This is a genomic window from Methylobacterium sp. 285MFTsu5.1, assembly GCF_000383455.1.
Classification (GTDB): domain Bacteria; phylum Pseudomonadota; class Alphaproteobacteria; order Rhizobiales; family Beijerinckiaceae; genus Methylobacterium.
Genome location: NZ_KB911283.1, coordinates 160,659 through 177,207 on the forward strand (window position 1 = coordinate 160,659; position 16,549 = coordinate 177,207).

The 16,549-nt window shown below is 68.2% G+C and carries 15 protein-coding genes and 2 tRNA genes; 4 read left to right on the top strand and 13 right to left on the bottom strand.

The annotated features are described in order from the left end of the window. Positions 1–304: 304 nt before the first annotated feature. The gene (locus tag H288_RS0120165) at positions 305–838 is read left to right on the top strand and encodes an isochorismatase family protein (RefSeq protein ID WP_020094384.1); all 534 of its coding nucleotides are present in this window, start codon (positions 305–307) and stop codon (positions 836–838) included. A gap of 32 nt (positions 839–870) precedes the next feature. Here the strand turns inward: H288_RS0120165 and H288_RS0120170 are convergent, their stop codons facing one another. The 5 genes from H288_RS0120170 to H288_RS0120190 form a co-directional block, all read right to left on the bottom strand. Continuing rightward, complete coding sequence (locus H288_RS0120170) at positions 871–1,467, bottom strand: sigma-70 family RNA polymerase sigma factor (RefSeq protein ID WP_020094385.1); 597 nt, start codon at positions 1,465–1,467, stop codon at positions 871–873. Further along, a complete protein-coding gene (locus H288_RS0120175) occupies positions 1,464–1,631 on the bottom strand; it encodes a NepR family anti-sigma factor (protein WP_020094386.1) in 168 nt (55 codons plus the stop codon). Before H288_RS0120175 ends, H288_RS0120170 begins: the two co-directional genes overlap by 4 nt. Positions 1,632–2,045: 414 nt before the next feature. After that, complete coding sequence (locus H288_RS0120180) at positions 2,046–2,804, bottom strand: SDR family oxidoreductase (RefSeq protein ID WP_020094387.1); 759 nt, start codon at positions 2,802–2,804, stop codon at positions 2,046–2,048. A gap of 17 nt (positions 2,805–2,821) precedes the next feature. After that, the gene (locus H288_RS0120185; RefSeq protein WP_020094388.1) at positions 2,822–4,036 is read right to left on the bottom strand and encodes an ABC transporter substrate-binding protein; all 1,215 of its coding nucleotides are present in this window, start codon (positions 4,034–4,036) and stop codon (positions 2,822–2,824) included. Between the two features lie 282 nt (positions 4,037–4,318). Then, positions 4,319–4,393: transfer RNA gene (locus tag H288_RS0120190), tRNA-Thr, on the bottom strand. 199 nt (positions 4,394–4,592) lie between these two features. Here H288_RS0120190 and H288_RS34030 point away from each other — a divergent pair. Next, positions 4,593–4,844, top strand: coding sequence for a hypothetical protein (locus tag H288_RS34030; RefSeq protein ID WP_081636498.1), 252 nt, complete (start codon positions 4,593–4,595; stop codon positions 4,842–4,844). Between the two features lie 2,468 nt (positions 4,845–7,312). Here the strand turns inward: H288_RS34030 and H288_RS32570 are convergent. The 7 genes from H288_RS32570 to H288_RS0120225 all read right to left on the bottom strand — a co-directional run bounded on the left by H288_RS32570 (position 7,313) and on the right by H288_RS0120225 (position 11,112). Further along, a complete protein-coding gene (locus tag H288_RS32570) occupies positions 7,313–7,969 on the bottom strand; it encodes a class I SAM-dependent methyltransferase (protein WP_020094389.1) in 657 nt (218 codons plus the stop codon). Between the two features lie 350 nt (positions 7,970–8,319). Further along, positions 8,320–8,697 carry a hypothetical protein gene (locus tag H288_RS0120200; protein ID WP_020094390.1) on the bottom strand — a complete coding sequence of 126 codons (378 nt, stop codon included), beginning with the start codon at positions 8,695–8,697 and terminating at the stop codon, positions 8,320–8,322. Positions 8,698–8,761: 64 nt separating this feature from the next. Then, entirely contained in the window at positions 8,762–9,091 is a 330-nt protein-coding gene (locus H288_RS0120205; protein WP_020094391.1) for a hypothetical protein, read from the bottom strand. Between the two features lie 104 nt (positions 9,092–9,195). Continuing rightward, positions 9,196–9,561, bottom strand: coding sequence for a response regulator (locus tag H288_RS0120210; RefSeq protein WP_007567202.1), 366 nt, complete (start codon positions 9,559–9,561; stop codon positions 9,196–9,198). A 163-nt stretch (positions 9,562–9,724) separates the two neighbouring features. Beyond that, the gene (gene hpt, locus H288_RS0120215) at positions 9,725–10,291 is read right to left on the bottom strand and encodes a hypoxanthine phosphoribosyltransferase (RefSeq protein WP_020094392.1); all 567 of its coding nucleotides are present in this window, start codon (positions 10,289–10,291) and stop codon (positions 9,725–9,727) included. Between the two features lie 124 nt (positions 10,292–10,415). Beyond that, positions 10,416–10,784, bottom strand: a complete 369-nt coding sequence (locus H288_RS0120220; RefSeq protein ID WP_020094393.1) for a hypothetical protein — start codon at positions 10,782–10,784, stop codon at positions 10,416–10,418. 251 nt (positions 10,785–11,035) lie between these two features. Beyond that, positions 11,036–11,112: transfer RNA gene (locus H288_RS0120225), tRNA-His, on the bottom strand. Between the two features lie 344 nt (positions 11,113–11,456). Here H288_RS0120225 and H288_RS0120230 point away from each other — a divergent pair. Both H288_RS0120230 and H288_RS0120235 read left to right on the top strand, forming a co-directional pair. Then, positions 11,457–13,265 carry a chloride channel protein gene (locus tag H288_RS0120230; protein ID WP_026605121.1) on the top strand — a complete coding sequence of 603 codons (1,809 nt, stop codon included), beginning with the start codon at positions 11,457–11,459 and terminating at the stop codon, positions 13,263–13,265. Between the two features lie 103 nt (positions 13,266–13,368). Next, positions 13,369–14,460, top strand: coding sequence for a tartrate dehydrogenase (locus H288_RS0120235; RefSeq protein ID WP_020094395.1), 1,092 nt, complete (start codon positions 13,369–13,371; stop codon positions 14,458–14,460). Between the two features lie 262 nt (positions 14,461–14,722). Here H288_RS0120235 and dxs read toward each other — a convergent pair. Further along, on the bottom strand, positions 14,723–16,549 hold a 1,827-nt coding region (gene dxs / locus H288_RS32575), incomplete at its 5' end, for a 1-deoxy-D-xylulose-5-phosphate synthase (protein ID WP_020094396.1).

The following is a 16,549-nucleotide window of genomic DNA, read 5'->3' on the forward strand; positions in this document are numbered from 1 at the left end:
AGCCGTTCCCTGTCGGTTCGGGACGGAGGCGACCGCCGGGGTTGTGCCGAACGAGGCACCGGTGCCCTCTTCCGCGAGGGAGAGGGAGCCTGGCGCGGCTGCCGGGACCGGAGTCGCCGCCCTTCCCAACCGTCGCAAAACGATCGGGAGCGGCTCTAGGGCGGGGTCGCGGTCGGGGCGCGCACGTGTCATGCCTGCGGGCGCGGTCCCCACCGGACCGGATGGGGCGAGGATACGGCTCGGATGGGGCCAGGATGGGCCCCCTCCGTCTCCGACGCGACCCGTCCGCAGGGACCAGACATCGATGCCGCTGATCGACCCCGCCCGCTCGCTCCTCCTCGTCATCGACGTTCAGGCCCGGCTGATGCCGACGATCGCGGAAGGGGACGGGGTCGTCGCCAATGCGGGCCGCCTCCTCGCCGCCGCGCAGCTGCTCGACGTCCCGGTCCTGGTCACCGAGCAGAATGCCGGCGGCCTCGGGCCGACCGTGCCGGCCCTGGCGCCCGAGCCCGGGACGGCCTTCGCGAAGATGAGCTTCGGCGCGACCCGGACGCCCGGCTTCCTCGAGCGCCTGCCCACGGATCGCGACCTCGTGGTCAGCGGCTGCGAGGCGCATGTCTGCGTGCTGCAGACGGTTCTCGGGCTGCGCGAGTCCGGCCGCCGCGTCGCCGTGGTGGCCGACGCCGTGGGCTCGCGGCGGATCGAGAACCGGGAGGCCGCGCTCGCCCGGATGGCGGCCCACGGCGCCGAGATCGTAACGACCGAGATGGTGGCGTTCGAGTGGCTCGGCACGGCGCGGCACAGGCGGTTCCGCGACGTCGTCAGGCTCATCAAGTAGGCGCCGCGGCGGTCCTCGCCGCGGCGCGCGCCTCAGGAGCCGTCGAGGGCCGCGCGGGTCTGCGGATCGGGTCCGATGTCGTCGGTGCCGGTCATGCCCAGCACCTCGATCAGGCGGGTCCGGGCGCGGCTGACCCGGCTCTTGATCGTGCCCACCGCGACGCCGCAGATGGCCGCGGCCTCCTCGTAGGTGAAGCTCTGGGCGCCGACCAGGACCAGCGCCTCACGCTGGGCCGGCGGCAGCCGGTTCAGCGCGCTCTGGAACTGCGCCATCTCCATCCGGATCTCCTGCTCGGGGAGGGCGGTCAGGCGCCCGGCATGGAGGCCGTCGGCGTCCTCCACCTCGCGCTTGCGCTTGCGCTGCTCCGAGTAGAACAGGTTCCGCAGGATCGTGAACAGCCACGCAGTCAGGTTGGTCCCGCGGCGGAAGCTGGCGGCGTTGACCCAGGCGCGCACGAGCGTGTCCTGCACGAGGTCGTCCGAGCGGTCGAGGTCGTAGGTCAGCGAGAACGCGAAGGCCCGCAGCGCCGGGATCGCCCCCAGCAGGAGGTCGCGCATCTCCGCGTCGGCGCCCCGGGGGGCCGGACCGGATCCGCTCCCCGCGGGGGCGGCTTGCAGCATCAGGGTCATCGCGAGGCCTCCGTGTCGGAGTGTGCGGCGAGCTCGTCGAGCAGCGTCCGGAGCCGGTCCGGGATCGGCAGGGCCAGGACGCCCGCGTAGTGCAGGCGCAGGCCGCGCCCGATCCGGTCCCGCGCGCCGTCGTCGATCGGCCGGCCGGGTCCGCCGACCGGCACCGGGCGTGATGCGGCCGCGGCGCCCGGTCCGGCCGGGTCCGCCGCGCCGGCGGAGCCCGGAATCCCTGGATCGTCCTCGGTCCCTGACCTGGTCGCGCCCCCCGGTCGTGCGCGATGGGGCCCCGAGGGGCCCGGCGGTCCGCCGGACCGTTGTCCCCATCGGTTCGGCGAAGACGCGTCTCATCGCCTTCCGGCAGCGCTGGTAGGCGCGACGGATTTAATCGGTTCTGAACCCCGCATTCATCCAATTTTAATCTTGAAATAGCCCAGCTTGCGCCGAATTTAATCCATAAAGTCTCAGATACAATTCAGAAATACTTGTGTTCAGCTTGGCCGTGGCGACACTCGTCCTCCGTGCCTGAACGCGGGATGAGCGCACCGCGCCCCCGGCCAAGCGCGCCGCGACGGCCCCGCTCAGAGCTTCACGCCCTCGAGATAGCCGCGGTTCCAGGTCGGGCTGATCAGGATCTCGTTGACGCAGACGGAGGCCGGCAGGCGGGCGACGAACAGGATCGTCTCGGCGAGATCCTCCGGCTGGAGCATGCGCCCGCGATCCTCCGCGGTGACCGGGACTGGCCGCTTGTCGAGGAGGGGCGTCGCGACCTCGCCGGGGCAGATGCAGCAGGACCGGATGCCGTGCCCGCACTCCTCTTGGTTCAGGCTCTCCGAGAGCGCCACGAGCCCGTGCTTGGCAGCGGAATAGGCCGGTCCCGTCAGCTTGGAGACGTAGCGGCCGGCCCAGGAGGAGACGTGAATGATCAGGCCGCTCCGCTGCGCCCGCATGGTCGGCAGCACCGCCCGCGCCGCGTAGAAGGGGCCGTTGAGATTGACGCCGACCACGGCGTCGATCCCGGCCGGCGTGATCTCGCTCCAGCCGCGCCGCGGCACGTTGAGGCCCGCCGAGTTCACCAGCAGGTCGCAGCGCCGCCACGCGGCGTGAACCGCCTCCCAGGCGCGCTGCACGTCGTCGGCCACGCCCATGTCGGCCGGGGCGACCAGCGCCTCGCCGCCCGCCGCGCGGACCATCTCCGCGGTGCGCGCGAGGGCCTCCTGACCCCGTCCGGTGAGCGCGACCCGCATGCCGGCCCGCGCCAGCGCCACGGCGGCCGCCTGCCCGATCCCGGATCCGGCCCCCGTCACCCAGGCGGCCTGCCCTTCGAGCGCGCGCATCATGGCGTTCGGCTCCCGCCCTACGGCTTGGCGACGAGCGGGCAGCCGCCCTCGGCGAGGGGGCGGAAGGCCTGCTCGGCGGGGATCGTCTCCAGCACCTTGTAGAGGTCCCACGGGCCCTTCGACTCGGACGGCGCCTTCACCTCGAACAGGTACATCGGGTGGATCTTGCGCCCGTCCGCCCGGACCACACCCTTGCCGAACAGCGGGTCGTCGGTCGGGTTGGCCTTCATCCAGGCCATGGTCTTCTGCGGGTCCGTCGACTTCGTCGCCGCCACGGCCTTCAGGTAGTGCAGGAGCCCGGCATAGACGCCCGCGTGGTTCATCGTCGGCATGCTGTTGCCGTTGCGCGGGTAGAAGCGCTCCGAGAAGGCCCGGGTCTCCGGGTTGAGATCCCAGTAGAACGACTCGGTCAGCACGAGGCCCTGCGCGGTCTGCAGGCCGATCGCGTGGACGTCGACGGCGTAGATCAGCAGGGCGGCGAGCTTCTGGCCGCCGTCGGTCAGCCCGAACTCGTGCGCCTGCTTGACCGCGTTGACCGTGTCGCCGCCCGCGTTGGCCAGACCCACAACCTTCGCGCCCGAGGCCTGCGCCTGCAGCAGGAACGAAGAGAAGTCCGTGGCGGGGAACGGGACCCGCGCGGCGCCCAATACGCGCCCGCCGCCCGTATCGATCACGGCCTTCGCCTCGTTCTGAAGGGAGAGCCCGAAGGCGTAGTCGGCGGTGAGGAAATACCAGGTGTCGCCGCCGCGCTTGAGCATGGCGCCGGCCGTGCCGTTCGCCAGGGCGTAGGTGTCGTAGGTCCACTGGATCGTGTTCGGCGAGCACTGCTTGCCGGTCAGCTCCGTGGTGCCGGCCCCCGAGTCGATGAAGACCTTGTTCTTCTCGCGGGTGACCTGACTCACCGCCAGCGCAACCGAGGAGGTCGGCACGTCGAGGATCGCGTCCACGCCGTCGCGGTCGTACCACTGGCGGGCGACGGCGGCGCCGATATCGGGTTTGTTCTGGTGGTCGGCCGAGACGATCTCGACCTGCACGCCCGGCTCGGTCTTGGCGAAATCCTCGACCGCCATCTGCGCGGCGACGACGGAGCCCTTGCCGCCGGTATCGGCGTAGACGCCCGACATGTCGTTGAGGACGCCGACCTTGACGCGGATCGGCTCGGCAACGGCCGGCCCGGCGAGCGCGGCGAAGCCGATCGCGACCGAGAGCACGCAACTCCGGATCGACGCCATGGCAGACCGTCCTCCGCGGCAGTTTCTGTCTTTCGGCCAGGAGGGCACGCTGGCATCCCAGCGTCAAGCAGCGGTCCGCGACCGGATCCGGGAGCGGTGAGACAGGCCGGCGCCGGATGTGTCGCGGCGGCGGTGCCGACGGAATCGGGCCGGAACTCCCACCCGAGACCGGCCCGTCGCGACATCGGGATCGGCGCGGTGGCGCGGCCTCAGCCGACGCGCTGTGCCGGACGACGGTCACGCCCCACGGGCGCGAGGCCCGGCCTCGGCGATCGAATGTCGTGGTGCCGGCGGAGGGGATCGAACCCCCGACCTTCGGTTTACAAAACCGCTGCACTACCGCTGTGCTACACCGGCAGGCGCTCTGAAACCATTGAGAAAATTGGCGGTTTCGGTGCGTCAGAGGCGCTTTTGACTACGTTTGGGGGCGCTTCGTCAAGGCACACATCTCGGCACGTTCCGTTCATCGTGCATGCGCGCGACCCTTTGGAGTGGGCCGAAGAAGGCCGGCGCCCGAGCGATGCGGGAGGCGGCACAGTTCACGGCTTGAGAGTGGATGGCCGCGGAACCCACGACTCGCCGAACTGCGCGAGACCGCGAGGTTACCGATCGGGCGATCCGCGCCGTGGTCGTCGCGGTGCTGGCCGACCGCGCCGGCAGGACCTACCCGCTTCCGAAGGATCGGCGCCGTGACATCAACGCGACCATTCAACAGAACACTCGTGCGGCCGTTGCGCGCGCCGCCCACAAGCCGGCTCGAAAGAGCAACATGGTTCGGACCGCGATCCTGCTGGGGCACTCGATATAGGGGTGAGCGTGATAGATCCCGGTGCCGCCCGAGCGGCGACTGTCGAACGCGTAATGGAGCGGTTGAGCGGCTTCGCGCAGGGAAGCGGCGTCAGTGGTAGGGTCGCCTGCCAGATCATCGAATGGGTGATCGCCTCCCCAACCGATCGCCGCAGGCGGAGACCTGTTGGCAAGGCGTGCACGTGCATCCTGATCGCACCCGGGTAGCGGGGTCGACGACGAAACCGCTCGCGACTTGTAGCGGCTTCGCTGGGAGGGATCGTCCTGAGAGGACAGGATCCAGATATCTAGAATGTGCGGTCGATACTGAATTCAGTTTTTGATATTCCTGTTGCTTCCCGTGTGCAGCATACATCTAAATTGACGAGATACCTATCTGCTCTTCAGGTCGTATGCGATACTGTTTTTACATGTATGAAATAGTTTTCCGCAATAAGACATGCACCAGCTTTCGAATTTCATCAACGGACCCCGAAGGGAGAGTGCTCTTTTCTCAATGCAATGCCATGAAAAATAGGCAACCGAAATTATTATCGGGGTCGAAATTAGAAAATTAATCCACCACTGCCGAAGATCCGGAAAAACTGCAGACACTGCCTGTTGTATCGGAAATCCATACAAGAAAATGCCATATGAATAATCTCCGCTTGACACAATTGCGGACCGTGTCGGATTCCGCATCCCCAAATAGATAGTCACGTAGGCGGCAGGAAGTGCGGAGAGGGCATTGAAGATTGGAAGATAAAGAAACCCAACCATGGCAATGGCGCATGCGAAGAAAATCGGGGCGCTATATGGAACTCGATCTCTGACCCGATAGAGGTACGCGCCGTACAGAAAGGATAAGACAAGCACAGGGCCGCGAACAGTCCCTTCGTCAACCTGCGTTCGCGTATAAATGGCGATCATGACTAAGACTTGCATCACCAGGCAGCCGAACAAAATCAGTTTTTCCGATCTGTAGAAACCGATTATATAAAATACAGATATCAATATGTAGCAATACAATTCGTAAGGAAGTGTCCATAATTGCGCGTTCACCTGCGTAGTTGGATTATCAGTAAAGACGCCGGGGAGATAATACCGAACGACGCCTATCATGTTCAAAGTATAGGACCAAAAGCCCGGATCCGTAAAATACTTTGGGAGCGGGTAATACGTGAACAGCGCTCCAATGATCATCATTGCTATTGTCGATTCCACTGCCAGCGCAGGGAAGATGCGAATTAGTCGAAGTCCCAAGAACCCGACGATCGTTCGAGAGCGTTCTAGACTTCCGGAAACGAGGAATCCGCTCAGTGCGAAAAACATGGGAAGTATCATGGCCCATATTGGCCGCGACGGTCCCAAAATGAGCCATCTTTGAGCTTCTATGCCATAAGAAACTATCACAGTGTGCCACAAAACTATCATTGCGGCGAGACCAATTCGCATATAATCGAAGCCGGATGGCCGCCCTTTCGTCAGAAAGAGGCGTTCACTCAGAGTCATCGTTTCCGTCCCTCCCGGAAGCCGGGATTAATATCTTAATCCGGATCGTACCTCTGAATGGGAAATTTTGAAATTATAAAGAAGATTACGCTATTGAACGTATCACCATATCCGAATGGCTAACATGTGTGGGCTTCGAGAAGGCTTGATGCCCAGATTCGTCGACGGCCTTCGATATTGCAGAGCGTGCCGGGATCCACTGCCGTGCGCGCGCCTCGCTCGCTGCACGCGCTGGCTCGGTCGGAGGCCTATGGCTAACAATCGGCAATGCGCGCCTGAGCTGGAGTCGGCGGCACGTGGTCGGTGATACGACCGCTCACGCGTCAGTCACCGGCAGATTGCTCACCTGCGTCGTGTCCCGCTGCGTACGAATCGACAACTTGGTGTTCCAGTCGTGCCGACTGACCCGCCCCGCGCACCGGCACCCCTTAAGCAGGGCTTGGTCGGGCCGAGACCGATGGAGGTCGGGACCTCTGTCCAGGCCCGCACCGTGGCGCGCAGGTCCCGCGCGAGTTCGACCCTTGAGCCCGGTGCCGCGTCCGACAGGTCGGGAAGCTCTCGTCGACCGGGTCGATCCCTATCTGCGCGGGCAGGGTTGGTCCGACCCAACGTATCCCTGTCGAGGGTGAAGTTCGTCGAGGGCGCCGCTCGCGCGAGCAACAGGGGCTGTTGCCGTGGATCAGCGCCACGGCGCGGCCGCCGCCGATCCGGTCGGGGTGGCCTGGCCTCCGAGGGAGGGCTCGCCCGGACCGGCAGGCCGCTAGGTCAGCCCAGGCATCGTCCGGTACTCCGCTCGTTCGTATAGAAGCGTAGAAGGCCTCCGATGATCGCATCAACGCGAAGCCCGTTCGCCGTTGGATGCGCGCGAAATGCCGTATCGCTCACATATTCCCTGCCCGTCATTCCGTTCACCGCCATGCGTATGCCGAGCGGTTGCCAATGTGTCAGAAGCGATGGCGATTTCCGGTGCGGATCCCGCTAGACCTCGAACCAGAAGCCGGCACCCTCGTCGCACATGCCCTCACGATGCCTGTACTTGATCGGAGCGATAATGTCGGACGCAGGCTTATAGTAAAACATCATGGCGAGAATGTATTGCTCGTTCCAAAAAAAGCCTGTCGCAATCTCAGGATACTCATATGGCAGATGGATGTCGTGCACATGCACGATCACGCTCGGTCGGAGAAGCGGGTAGATTCGCAGGAAGAAATGCGTCGTGTCGCTGCCATGGAACAGGAGATGGCTGCCATCCAGCATCAGCACATCGCCACCCTTCAGCGATTGAAAGTAGGACGGGTCAACATCGAGGAGGCCGTTAGAAATCCACTTATCCGCAATGTCGCGGACGCTTGAGCGCGGATTGGGGTTGATGCACTCGATCTTGGTGTCGAGCTTGTACTTGCCGATTGCGCGGCGAGCGAATTTCGTACTGTTGCCGCTTCCGACCTCGACATACTGGGCTGGCCTGCGTGTGGCGAGGACAGTCGTCAGGGCCAATGCGTCGCCGTAGCTGAAGTAGCCGTTCGGCAGGAGCGGTGTCCGGCCGTCGAGGTCGCGGTCAGCGACGTCCGAGAAATCGGCGAATTGCTTCATGTCGTCGGCGAACGTTCTGAAGTGCCGGCTCTTGCGCTCCATGCGTTCGCGCAGCCAGGAATATGGCGTTCGATTCAACTCAGTTTTGACAACGTAGTCGCCGTCGAGAGGGAAGCTAGGCCCGGATTTCGATATCCGGGCATGAGCACTCGTCCATTGGTGTAATACGGCACCAATGTATGGGCGCCCTGGAACATTTCGAGCGTTGGATGTGAAATATTATCAATAGTTTCGTTGGTCGGCACAGGCGTACCGGTTCAGACCCGCCGCCACCGCGTGGGGGGCGTTGAGAACGGAAGGTGGCGGGGCGCGCGAGACAGATACTCGGTTCGCAGAAACGGCGTACAAGCGCCGCTCAATCCGAGCCGCGCCAGGATCTGCGCGGCCGGCCCTCAATGGCCCGAGCGGCGGATCAGGCTCTTGAGGCGCTGGTCGGCGGTGTCGAGGCGGTCAGCGATGCCGCGCCGGATGCATTTGCCGACGGAATCGCCGGCGTAGAACCCGACCGTCTGGTCCTGGTTGCGGCAGGACTGGACCGGCGGCCACGCCACCACCCCTGCCACGACCAGCAGCACGACCAGGCAGTCGACGACGAGCCAGCCCTTCCAGCCGAGCCGGAAGCCGCGCCGCCGCTCGGGCGCCCGGTTCCGGCGCGGGGTGCGGTGCGCGCCGTCCGGGCCGACCCGCGCCATGCGAGCGCGGAACTGGGCCTCCTCGAGGGCGTCGGAGGCGCGGCCGGACGAGGCCGGGAGGAGCGGGCGGGTGGACATGGCGGCCTCGCGGAGGTCGGTTCGGAGCGGATCGGCGGAGCGCGGAAGGGCCTTGAGCGGGCGCTCAGTCGATGAGCCGCTTCAGGAGCGCGAGGTTGTCCTGGATCGACAGGACGTTGCCGAGCATCTCGGTACGGGCGCAGGCCCCGGCCCCGACAAGACCGAGCCAGCCCGCCGCCGGGCGGGCGCTGCAATCCGCGAAGCTGCCGTACAGGAACAGCCCGGCCGGCACCGCGAGGAGGGCGAGCTTCGTCGGCGAGAAAAGCCGGCCGACGACGCCTCTGCGCGGCCGCCGCGCGTCGCGGTCGTCGTCCCAGTCCCTGTCGTCCGGCTCCCAGCCGTAGCGGTCCGCCTGGTACGCCGCCGCGTCGATGTCCCGGTCCCGGCGATACATGGCGTTCCGTGCTCGGTCTGATCAGTCGGACCGAAGATGCCACGCTTTCGTGAAGCTCAACCTAAGAGCAATGTTTAAGTTCTTCTGAACCGGTCTCGCCCGGCTCAGGCGGCGAGCGCCCGCCTCACCGTGGCGCGCAGATCTGCCAGGGAGAAGGGCTTGGTCAGCACGTCGGTGACGATGGCGTCGAGCCCGCGCGCGCGCTCGCGCTGATCGGCGAAGCCGGTCATCAGCAGGATGGTCAGGTCGGGGAAGTCGCGCTTGGCGGCGAGGGCCAGCGCGATGCCGTCCATGAGCGGCATGCGGATGTCGGTGAGCATCAGATCGAAGCCGCCATCGGCCTCGTTGAGGCGGTCCAGCCCGTCGCTGCCGTCGTTGGCCGTGACGACCGCGTGCCCGTCGATCTCGAGCCCCCGCTTCAGGAAGCCCCGGACGGTCTCTTCGTCATCCACCAGGAGGATGCGCGCCATGTGGTCCCGTAACCGTCCCCGAAATCCGCACGCGCCGCGTCGCGACGCCGCGCACGCTCAAATGTCGACAGACGCAGACGAATTCTCCGTCTGTCAAGTCGTCGCAGGCTGAATTGTCCCGCGGGTCGCGGCGCGCGGCGAAAATGCCGCGCCGCGGGCACGGTCAGGCGTCGAACAGATCCGGGGCGCCGTCCCCGTAATCGACCACGCCCACGAAGGGCAACTGGCGGAAGGCGTGGGCGGCGTCCATCCCGTAGCCGACGACGAACACGTCGGGGCAGGTGAAGCCGACGAAATCCGCGTCGATCGTCACGGCGCGCTTGCCGGGCTTCTCCAGCAGCACCGCGGTGAGGACGCGCCGGGCGCCGCGGGCCATCAGCAGGTCCTTGGCGAAGACGACGGTCCGGCCGGATTCCAGGATGTCGTCCACGAGCAGCACGTCCCGCCCGCGCACCTCGCTCTGTACGTCGCGCAGGATCTCGACCTGTCCGCTGGAGACCGTCCCGGTGCGGTAGCTCGACAGGTGCACGAACTCGACCTGCGGGGCGAGACCCACCCGGTGCAGCGACCGGAGCAGGTCGGCCGCGAACATGAAGCTGCCCTTGAGCACCGCCACGACGAGGAGGTTCTCGGGCCGCGCGGCGAGGATCTCGCGGGCGAGCTCGTCGTTGCGCTTGGCGATGGCCGCCTCGTCGAACAGGGTGCGGACGCGCCGTTCAGGGATGCTCATCTCTCGTGTCCCGAAGCCCGTTGGCGCGGCGGCGCCCGCCGCCACGCTCGGGAACGGTCTTAGCGTCCCGGGCGCGCGCGGGGAACTCCGGATCCGCCAGATGGTCCGGCGCCGTCGACGCGGGTCAGCCTTCGGCCGCCTGCCGGAACGGTCGGAGCAAGCGGGTGAGCCCGCGCCGGCGCGCCGGCCGGGCCGCACGCCGCGCCGCGGCCAAGTCCGGTTCCGGCCCCGCACCGATCCCGTCGGCGTCGTCCCCGTCGACCGCATCCTCGTCGTCCGGCTCCACGTGCCGGACCTGCTCGAGGACGTCCGTCACGATGCGCGGGATGGGCCGCGCGTGCTCTTCCAGGAGCAGCGAGGCTGTCCAGAGGCGACTCGCGTTCGCGAGGGGCAGCTTCCCTTGTGTCAGGCGCTCCATCAGCATCCGGTCGGCGAGCGAGGCCGCGAGGTCGCTCACGATCTCGAGCTGATCCTGCTGTGTCGTGCTCTTCATGGCAGTCTTCACGCTAACGAAGATAGTCTTCTCCCAGCCGGGACGCTATGCGACCAAATTTGGCGATTCTATAACGTGCGTGAGCATTGGAGCTGCCGCCTGTGTAGAGGCCGGCTCCGGCGCGAGGACCGGTCCCGTCGACTCCGATCGGGTGGGGGTTCGGGGCGGCCCTGATCCGGCGCGGCGCCATCCGCGCACAAGCAAAAGGGGCTGGCGATCCGCCAACCCCTCGCGCTGTCGAGCTGAATGGATGGTACCACCGCCCCGGCTCGAACGGGGGACCCCCAGATCCACAATCTGGTGCTCTAACCAACTGAGCTACGGCGGCACTGGCGCGGGGTGTATCGTGGGCCGCGGCAGTTTTCAAGGCGATGCGTGCACGGGATTTGGACTTCGTGGACAGCGCCGTCCGAGCCCCCCGCGCCGGGGCCGGCCGCGCTCCCGCAGCACCGCCCGTTTGCAACGGGCTCGGCCCCGGCTGTAACTGCGGCGGCGGGGCCGACGCGTCGGCCCCGCCGATCGGGCGGACCGGAGGCGAGGGGGCGGACCGTGAGCGCGCGACAGCCATCGGGCGCCGCCGGCGGGGGCAGGGCGCCCGGCGACGGATCGGCCGACGTCCCGGCCCGGCGGCCCGTCAGGCCGGCGCGGAGGCCCCGTCGGCGCTGGACCGGGATCGGGCTCGTTCAGGCCCCCGGGCGGCTCCGCAGCCTCGTCCGACGGAGCGAGGGCGGCCTCGTCGCCCTCGCGACCCTGGTGGGCTGCGTCGCCGGCGTGGCGGTGTCCGCCATGACCTGGATCACCCAGACCCTGCGCGAGCATCTCTACCAGCTGCCCGCGGGCGCGCGCCTCAGCGCCGTCGACGCCGTGCCGCCGGCGCTCCTGCTCGTGGGCCCGTGCCTCGGGGGCGCCGTCCTCGGCCTGCTGATCGTCGCCGCCAACTACGTCCGCGGCCCGCGCAAGCGCCCGGCCATCGACCCGATTGAGGCCAACGCCCTGCACGGCGGCCGCATGTCCCTGCGCGACAGCCTCTACCTCGCGCTCCAGAACGTCATCTCGAACGGGTCCGGCGCCTCGGTGGGTCTGGAAGCCGGCTACACACAGATCGCCTCAGGCCTCGCCTCGCGCCTGGGCATCGCCTTCGAAGTGCGGCGCAGCGACCTGCGCACCCTGGTCGGCTGCGGCGCGGCCGGGGCGATCGCGGCCGGCTTCGGGGCGCCGCTCGCCGGCGCGTTCTACGCCTTCGAGTTGATCATCGGCACCTACTCGATCGCCACGCTGACGCCCGTGGTCGTCGCGGCGCTGTGCGGCAACCTGATCTCGCGCGCCCTGATCGAGGCGCAGCCGCTCGTCGATCTCGGCGACATGCAGGCGGTCACGACCTCGCACGTCACCAGCCTCGAGATCCTGCCGAGCCTCGCCCTCGGGCTGTTCTGCGCGGGCCTCGGGATCCTGATCATGCGCGGGGTCACGCTGGTCGAGCGCCTCGTCCAGGCCTCCGGCGTGCCGCGGGTGGCGGCGCCCGCCTTCGGGGGGCTGTGCGTCGGCGCGCTGGCGCTGCTCGCGACGCCGCAGGTGCTCTCGGGCGGCCACGGCGCCCTGCACATGCACTTTGCCGCCGAGGGGCAGGGGCACGGGATCGCGGTCCTGGCCTGGCTGTTCGCCGCTAAGGCCACGGCCTCGGCGATCTCGATCGGCTCGGGCTTCCGCGGCGGCCTGTTCTTCGCGTCGCTGTTCCTCGGGGCCATCGCCGGCAAGCTGTTCGCCGCCCTCGCCCCCGTGCTGGTGCCGCCGCTGGCGGATTTCGGCCTGACGCCGCTCGCCTACGCGGTGATCGGCATGAGCGCGCTGGCGGTGGCGGTCATCGGCGGCCCGCTCACCATGACGTTCCTGGCCCTGGAGGTCACCGGCAGCCTGCCGATCACCGGCGTCGTGCTGGCGGCGGTGATTGCGTCCTCCCTCACCGTGCGCAAGACCTTCGGCTACTCCTTCGCCACGTGGCGCTTCCACCTGCGCGGCGAGAGCATCCGCAGCCCCCACGACGTCGGCTGGATCCGCTCGCTCACCGTCGGCCGGCTGATGCGCCGCAATCCCGGCACCGTGGCCCTGGACACGCCGCTGCCCACCTTCCTGCGCGCCCATCCCCTCGGCTCGCCCTCCCGGGTGATCGCCGTGGACGGGGCGGGGCGCTACGCCGGCATCCTGAACGTGCCCGAGACGCACGCGGCCGCCCGGGATTCCGGCGCCGACGCGCAGCCGGTCCTCGCCGACCTGCTCCTGCACGCGGACGATTTCCTGACGCCGGGCATGAACGCCAAGGACGCCGCGGCCGCCTTCGACCGGACCGAGAGCGAGGCGCTCGCGGTCGTCGAGAGCGCCGAGAGCCGGAAGGTGCTGGGCCTGCTCACCGAGAGCCACACCCTCAAGCGCTACAGCGAGGAGCTCGACCGCCAGCGCCGGGCGATGGCGGGCGAAACCGACTGATTGTCAGGCCGGGGTGTTGACCCGACACCGGCGCGGACCAATCACCTGACGCCAACGACCCGGGCCCCGCGGAGGCCCGCACTTCGGAACGCGTGGAGGATTCATGGCCGCCCCAGAAAACAGCCAGCAGCGTCGCTACCGCATCGCGGTGATCCCCGGCGACGGCATCGGCAAGGAGGTCGTGCCCGAGGGCGTGCGCGTGCTGGAGCAGGCGGCCAAGCGGCACGGCTTCGGCCTCCAGCTCGACTGGTTCGATTTCGCCAGCTGCGACTATTACGAGCAGCACGGCCGGATGATGCCGGAGGACTGGAAGGCGCGGATCGAGACCCACGACGCGATCTATTTCGGTGCCGTCGGCATGCCCGAGCGCGTGCCCGACCACATCTCGCTCTGGGGCTCGTTGATCCTGTTCCGGCGGGAATTCGACCAGTACGCGAACCTGCGCCCGGTGCGGCTGATGCCGGGGGTGAAGTGCCCGCTCGCCGACCGCAAGCCCGGCGACATCGACTTCTGGGTGGTCCGGGAGAACACCGAGGGCGAGTACTCGAACGCGGGCGGCCGCATGTTCGCCGGCACCGACCGGGAGTTCGCCCTGCAGGAGACGATCATGACCCGGCACGGGACGGACCGGATCCTCAGGTTCGCGTTCGAACTGGCTCAGAAGCGCCCGAAGAAGCACCTGACCTCGGCCACGAAGTCGAACGGCATCTCGATCACCATGCCGTACTGGGACGAGCGGGTGAAGGCGGTGGCCGAGGCCTACCCGGACGTCCGGTGGGACCAGTACCACATCGACATCCTGACCGCGCATTTCGTCCTGAACCCGGATCGGTTCGACGTGGTGGTGGCCTCCAACCTGTTCGGCGACATCCTGTCGGATCTCGGGCCCGCCTGCACGGGCACGATCGGCATCGCGCCGTCCGGCAACATCAACCCGGAACGGGTGCACCCGTCGGTGTTCGAGCCGGTCCACGGCTCGGCGCCGGACATCGCCGGCCAGGGGATCGCCAACCCGATCGGCCAGATCTGGTCGGGGGCGATGATGCTGGAGCATCTCGGCGAGCACGCGGCGGCGGCCGAGATCGTCGGCGGGATCGAGCGGGTGCTGTCCGAGCGGACGCTGCGCACCCGCGACCTCGGCGGGAATGCCGACACGCAGACCTGCGGCAAGGCGGTGGAGCAGGCGCTGGGGTAGGGCAATCACCCCGAGCCTCCCTTCCACGCCCTCATCCTGAGGGGTGCCCGCGTCAGCGGGCCTCGAAGGAGCCCTCCAGGGATCGTGAGACCGCTGGAGGGCTCCTTCGAGGGCTACGCTGCGCTCCGCCCATCAGGATGAGGTGGGATTCCGTTTCCGTCTCAAGGCTGTGGTTGAGATGCCCTCGCCGTCATCACGGGCGGAGGTCCGAACACATCGACAGCGAACGGAATGAGCGCGGGAGACCGCGCTCTCCGTGGCGTCAGCGGGGGCGGCGGCGCACGCTCACCACGTTGCTCGCCGGCTCGGCCTTGCCGGTCTCCGCCGGCAGGGTGTCGAGGGCGGTCCTGACGATGGTCGTGGCGTCGAGGCCCGCCTCGGCGTACATCTTCTCCGGGCTGTCGTGGTCCTGGTAGGCGTCCGGCAGCGTCATCGTCCGCACCCGCACCCCGCCCGCGTCCAGAGCGCCCCGCTCCGCCAGCAGGTGCAGCACCATCGCGCCGAACCCGCCCCGCGAGCCCTCCTCGATCGTGATCAGAACCTCGTGGTCGCGCGCGAGCTCCAGGATCAGCGCCTCGTCCAGCGGCTTGGCGAACCGCGCGTCCGCCACCGTCACCGCCACGCCCTGCTCGGCCAGCGTGTCGGCCGCCTTCAAGGCCTCCGACAGGCGCGTGCCGAGCGACAGCAGCGCCACCCGCGCCTCCGCGTCGCGCCGCACCACCCGGCCCTTGCCGATCGCCAGCGCCTCGCCCCGCTCCGGAAGCTCGACGCCCACACCCTCGCCGCGCGGGTAGCGCAGCGCGATCGGGCCCGTGTCGTGCGCGTGGGCGGTCGCCACCATGTGCACCAGCTCGGCCTCGTCGGAGGCCGCCATCACGGTCATGTTCGGCAGGCAGCACAGGTAGGCCAGGTCGAACGCGCCCGCGTGCGTCGCCCCGTCGGCGCCGACCAGCCCCGCCCGGTCCAGGCAGAACCGCACGGGCAGGTTCTGCAGCGCCACGTCGTGCACCACCTGGTCGTAGGCCCGCTGCAGGAACGTCGAGTAGATCGCCACGAACGGCCGGTAGCCCTCGGTCGCCAGACCGCCCGCGAACGTCACCGCGTGCTGCTCGGCGATGCCGACGTCGAAGGTCTTGTCCGGGTGCGCCTTGCCGAACAGGTCGATGCCGGTGCCCCCCGGCATCGCGGCGGTGATCGCCACGACCTTGTCGTCGGCGTCGGCCGCCTTGATCAGGCTCTCGCCGAACACCCGCGTGTAGGCCGGCGCGTTCGGCTTGGCCTTGGCCTGCACGCCTGAGACCACGTCGAACTTGACCACGCCGTGGTAGCGGTCGGCCGAGGCCTCGGCCGGGGCGTAGCCCTTGCCCTTCTGGGTGACGACGTGGAGCAGGATCGGGCCGTGCTCGGCGTCGCGGACGTTCTTGAGCACCGGCAGCAGGTGGTCGAGGTTGTGCCCGTCGACCGGGCCGACGTAGTGGAAGCCCATCTCCTCGAACATGGTGCCGCCGCCGACCACGAGCGAGCGGGCGTATTCCTCGGCCGCGGCGGCGCGCTGGTAGAGCGCCTTGGGCAGGAGCTTGCCGAGCTGCTTGGCGGTCTCGCGCAGGGACTGGTAGGCGCCGCCCGAGGCGAGGCGGGCGAGGTAGGCCGACATGGCGCCGACGGGGGGCGCGATCGACATGTCGTTGTCGTTGAGGATGACGATCAGGCGCGAGTGCAGGGCGCCGGCGTTGTTGAGGGCCTCGTAGGCCATGCCGGCCGACATCGAGCCGTCGCCGATGACCGCGATGGCGTTGCGGCGCTTGAGCGGGCGGTTCTTCGACTTGGCGGCGGCGTTGTCGAGGTCGCGGGCGACCGCCATGCCCAGCGCGGCCGAGATCGAGGTCGAGGAGTGGGCGGCGCCGAAGGGGTCGTAGACGCTCTCGCTCCGCTTGGTGAAGCCCGACAGGCCGCCGCCCTGGCGCAGCGTCCGGATGCGGTCGCGGCGCTCGGTGAGGATCTTGTGGGGGTAGCACTGGTGTCCGACGTCCCAGACGATGCGGTCGTCGGGGGTGTCGAACACGTGGTGCAGCGCCACGGTCAGCTCGAC

Bases quoted from the DNA above. Each gene is read 5' to 3' on its own strand.
- H288_RS34030 (WP_081636498.1), top strand. From the start codon at position 4,593: ATGGCCGCGGAACCCACGACTCGCCGAACTGCGCGAGACCGCGAGGTT.
- H288_RS0120200 (WP_020094390.1), bottom strand. From the start codon at position 8,697: ATGTCCACCCGCCCGCTCCTCCCGGCCTCGTCCGGCCGCGCCTCCGAC.
- H288_RS0120210 (WP_007567202.1), bottom strand. From the start codon at position 9,561: ATGGCGCGCATCCTCCTGGTGGATGACGAAGAGACCGTCCGGGGCTTC.
- H288_RS0120165 (WP_020094384.1), top strand. From the start codon at position 305: ATGCCGCTGATCGACCCCGCCCGCTCGCTCCTCCTCGTCATCGACGTT.
- H288_RS0120170 (WP_020094385.1), bottom strand. From the start codon at position 1,467: ATGACCCTGATGCTGCAAGCCGCCCCCGCGGGGAGCGGATCCGGTCCG.
- H288_RS0120205 (WP_020094391.1), bottom strand. From the start codon at position 9,091: ATGTATCGCCGGGACCGGGACATCGACGCGGCGGCGTACCAGGCGGAC.
- H288_RS0120235 (WP_020094395.1), top strand. From the start codon at position 13,369: ATGGCCGCCCCAGAAAACAGCCAGCAGCGTCGCTACCGCATCGCGGTG.
- H288_RS0120185 (WP_020094388.1), bottom strand. From the start codon at position 4,036: ATGGCGTCGATCCGGAGTTGCGTGCTCTCGGTCGCGATCGGCTTCGCC.
- H288_RS0120220 (WP_020094393.1), bottom strand. From the start codon at position 10,784: ATGAAGAGCACGACACAGCAGGATCAGCTCGAGATCGTGAGCGACCTC.
- H288_RS0120180 (WP_020094387.1), bottom strand. From the start codon at position 2,804: ATGATGCGCGCGCTCGAAGGGCAGGCCGCCTGGGTGACGGGGGCCGGA.
- H288_RS32570 (WP_020094389.1), bottom strand. From the start codon at position 7,969: ATGGAGCGCAAGAGCCGGCACTTCAGAACGTTCGCCGACGACATGAAG.
- hpt (WP_020094392.1), bottom strand. From the start codon at position 10,291: ATGAGCATCCCTGAACGGCGCGTCCGCACCCTGTTCGACGAGGCGGCC.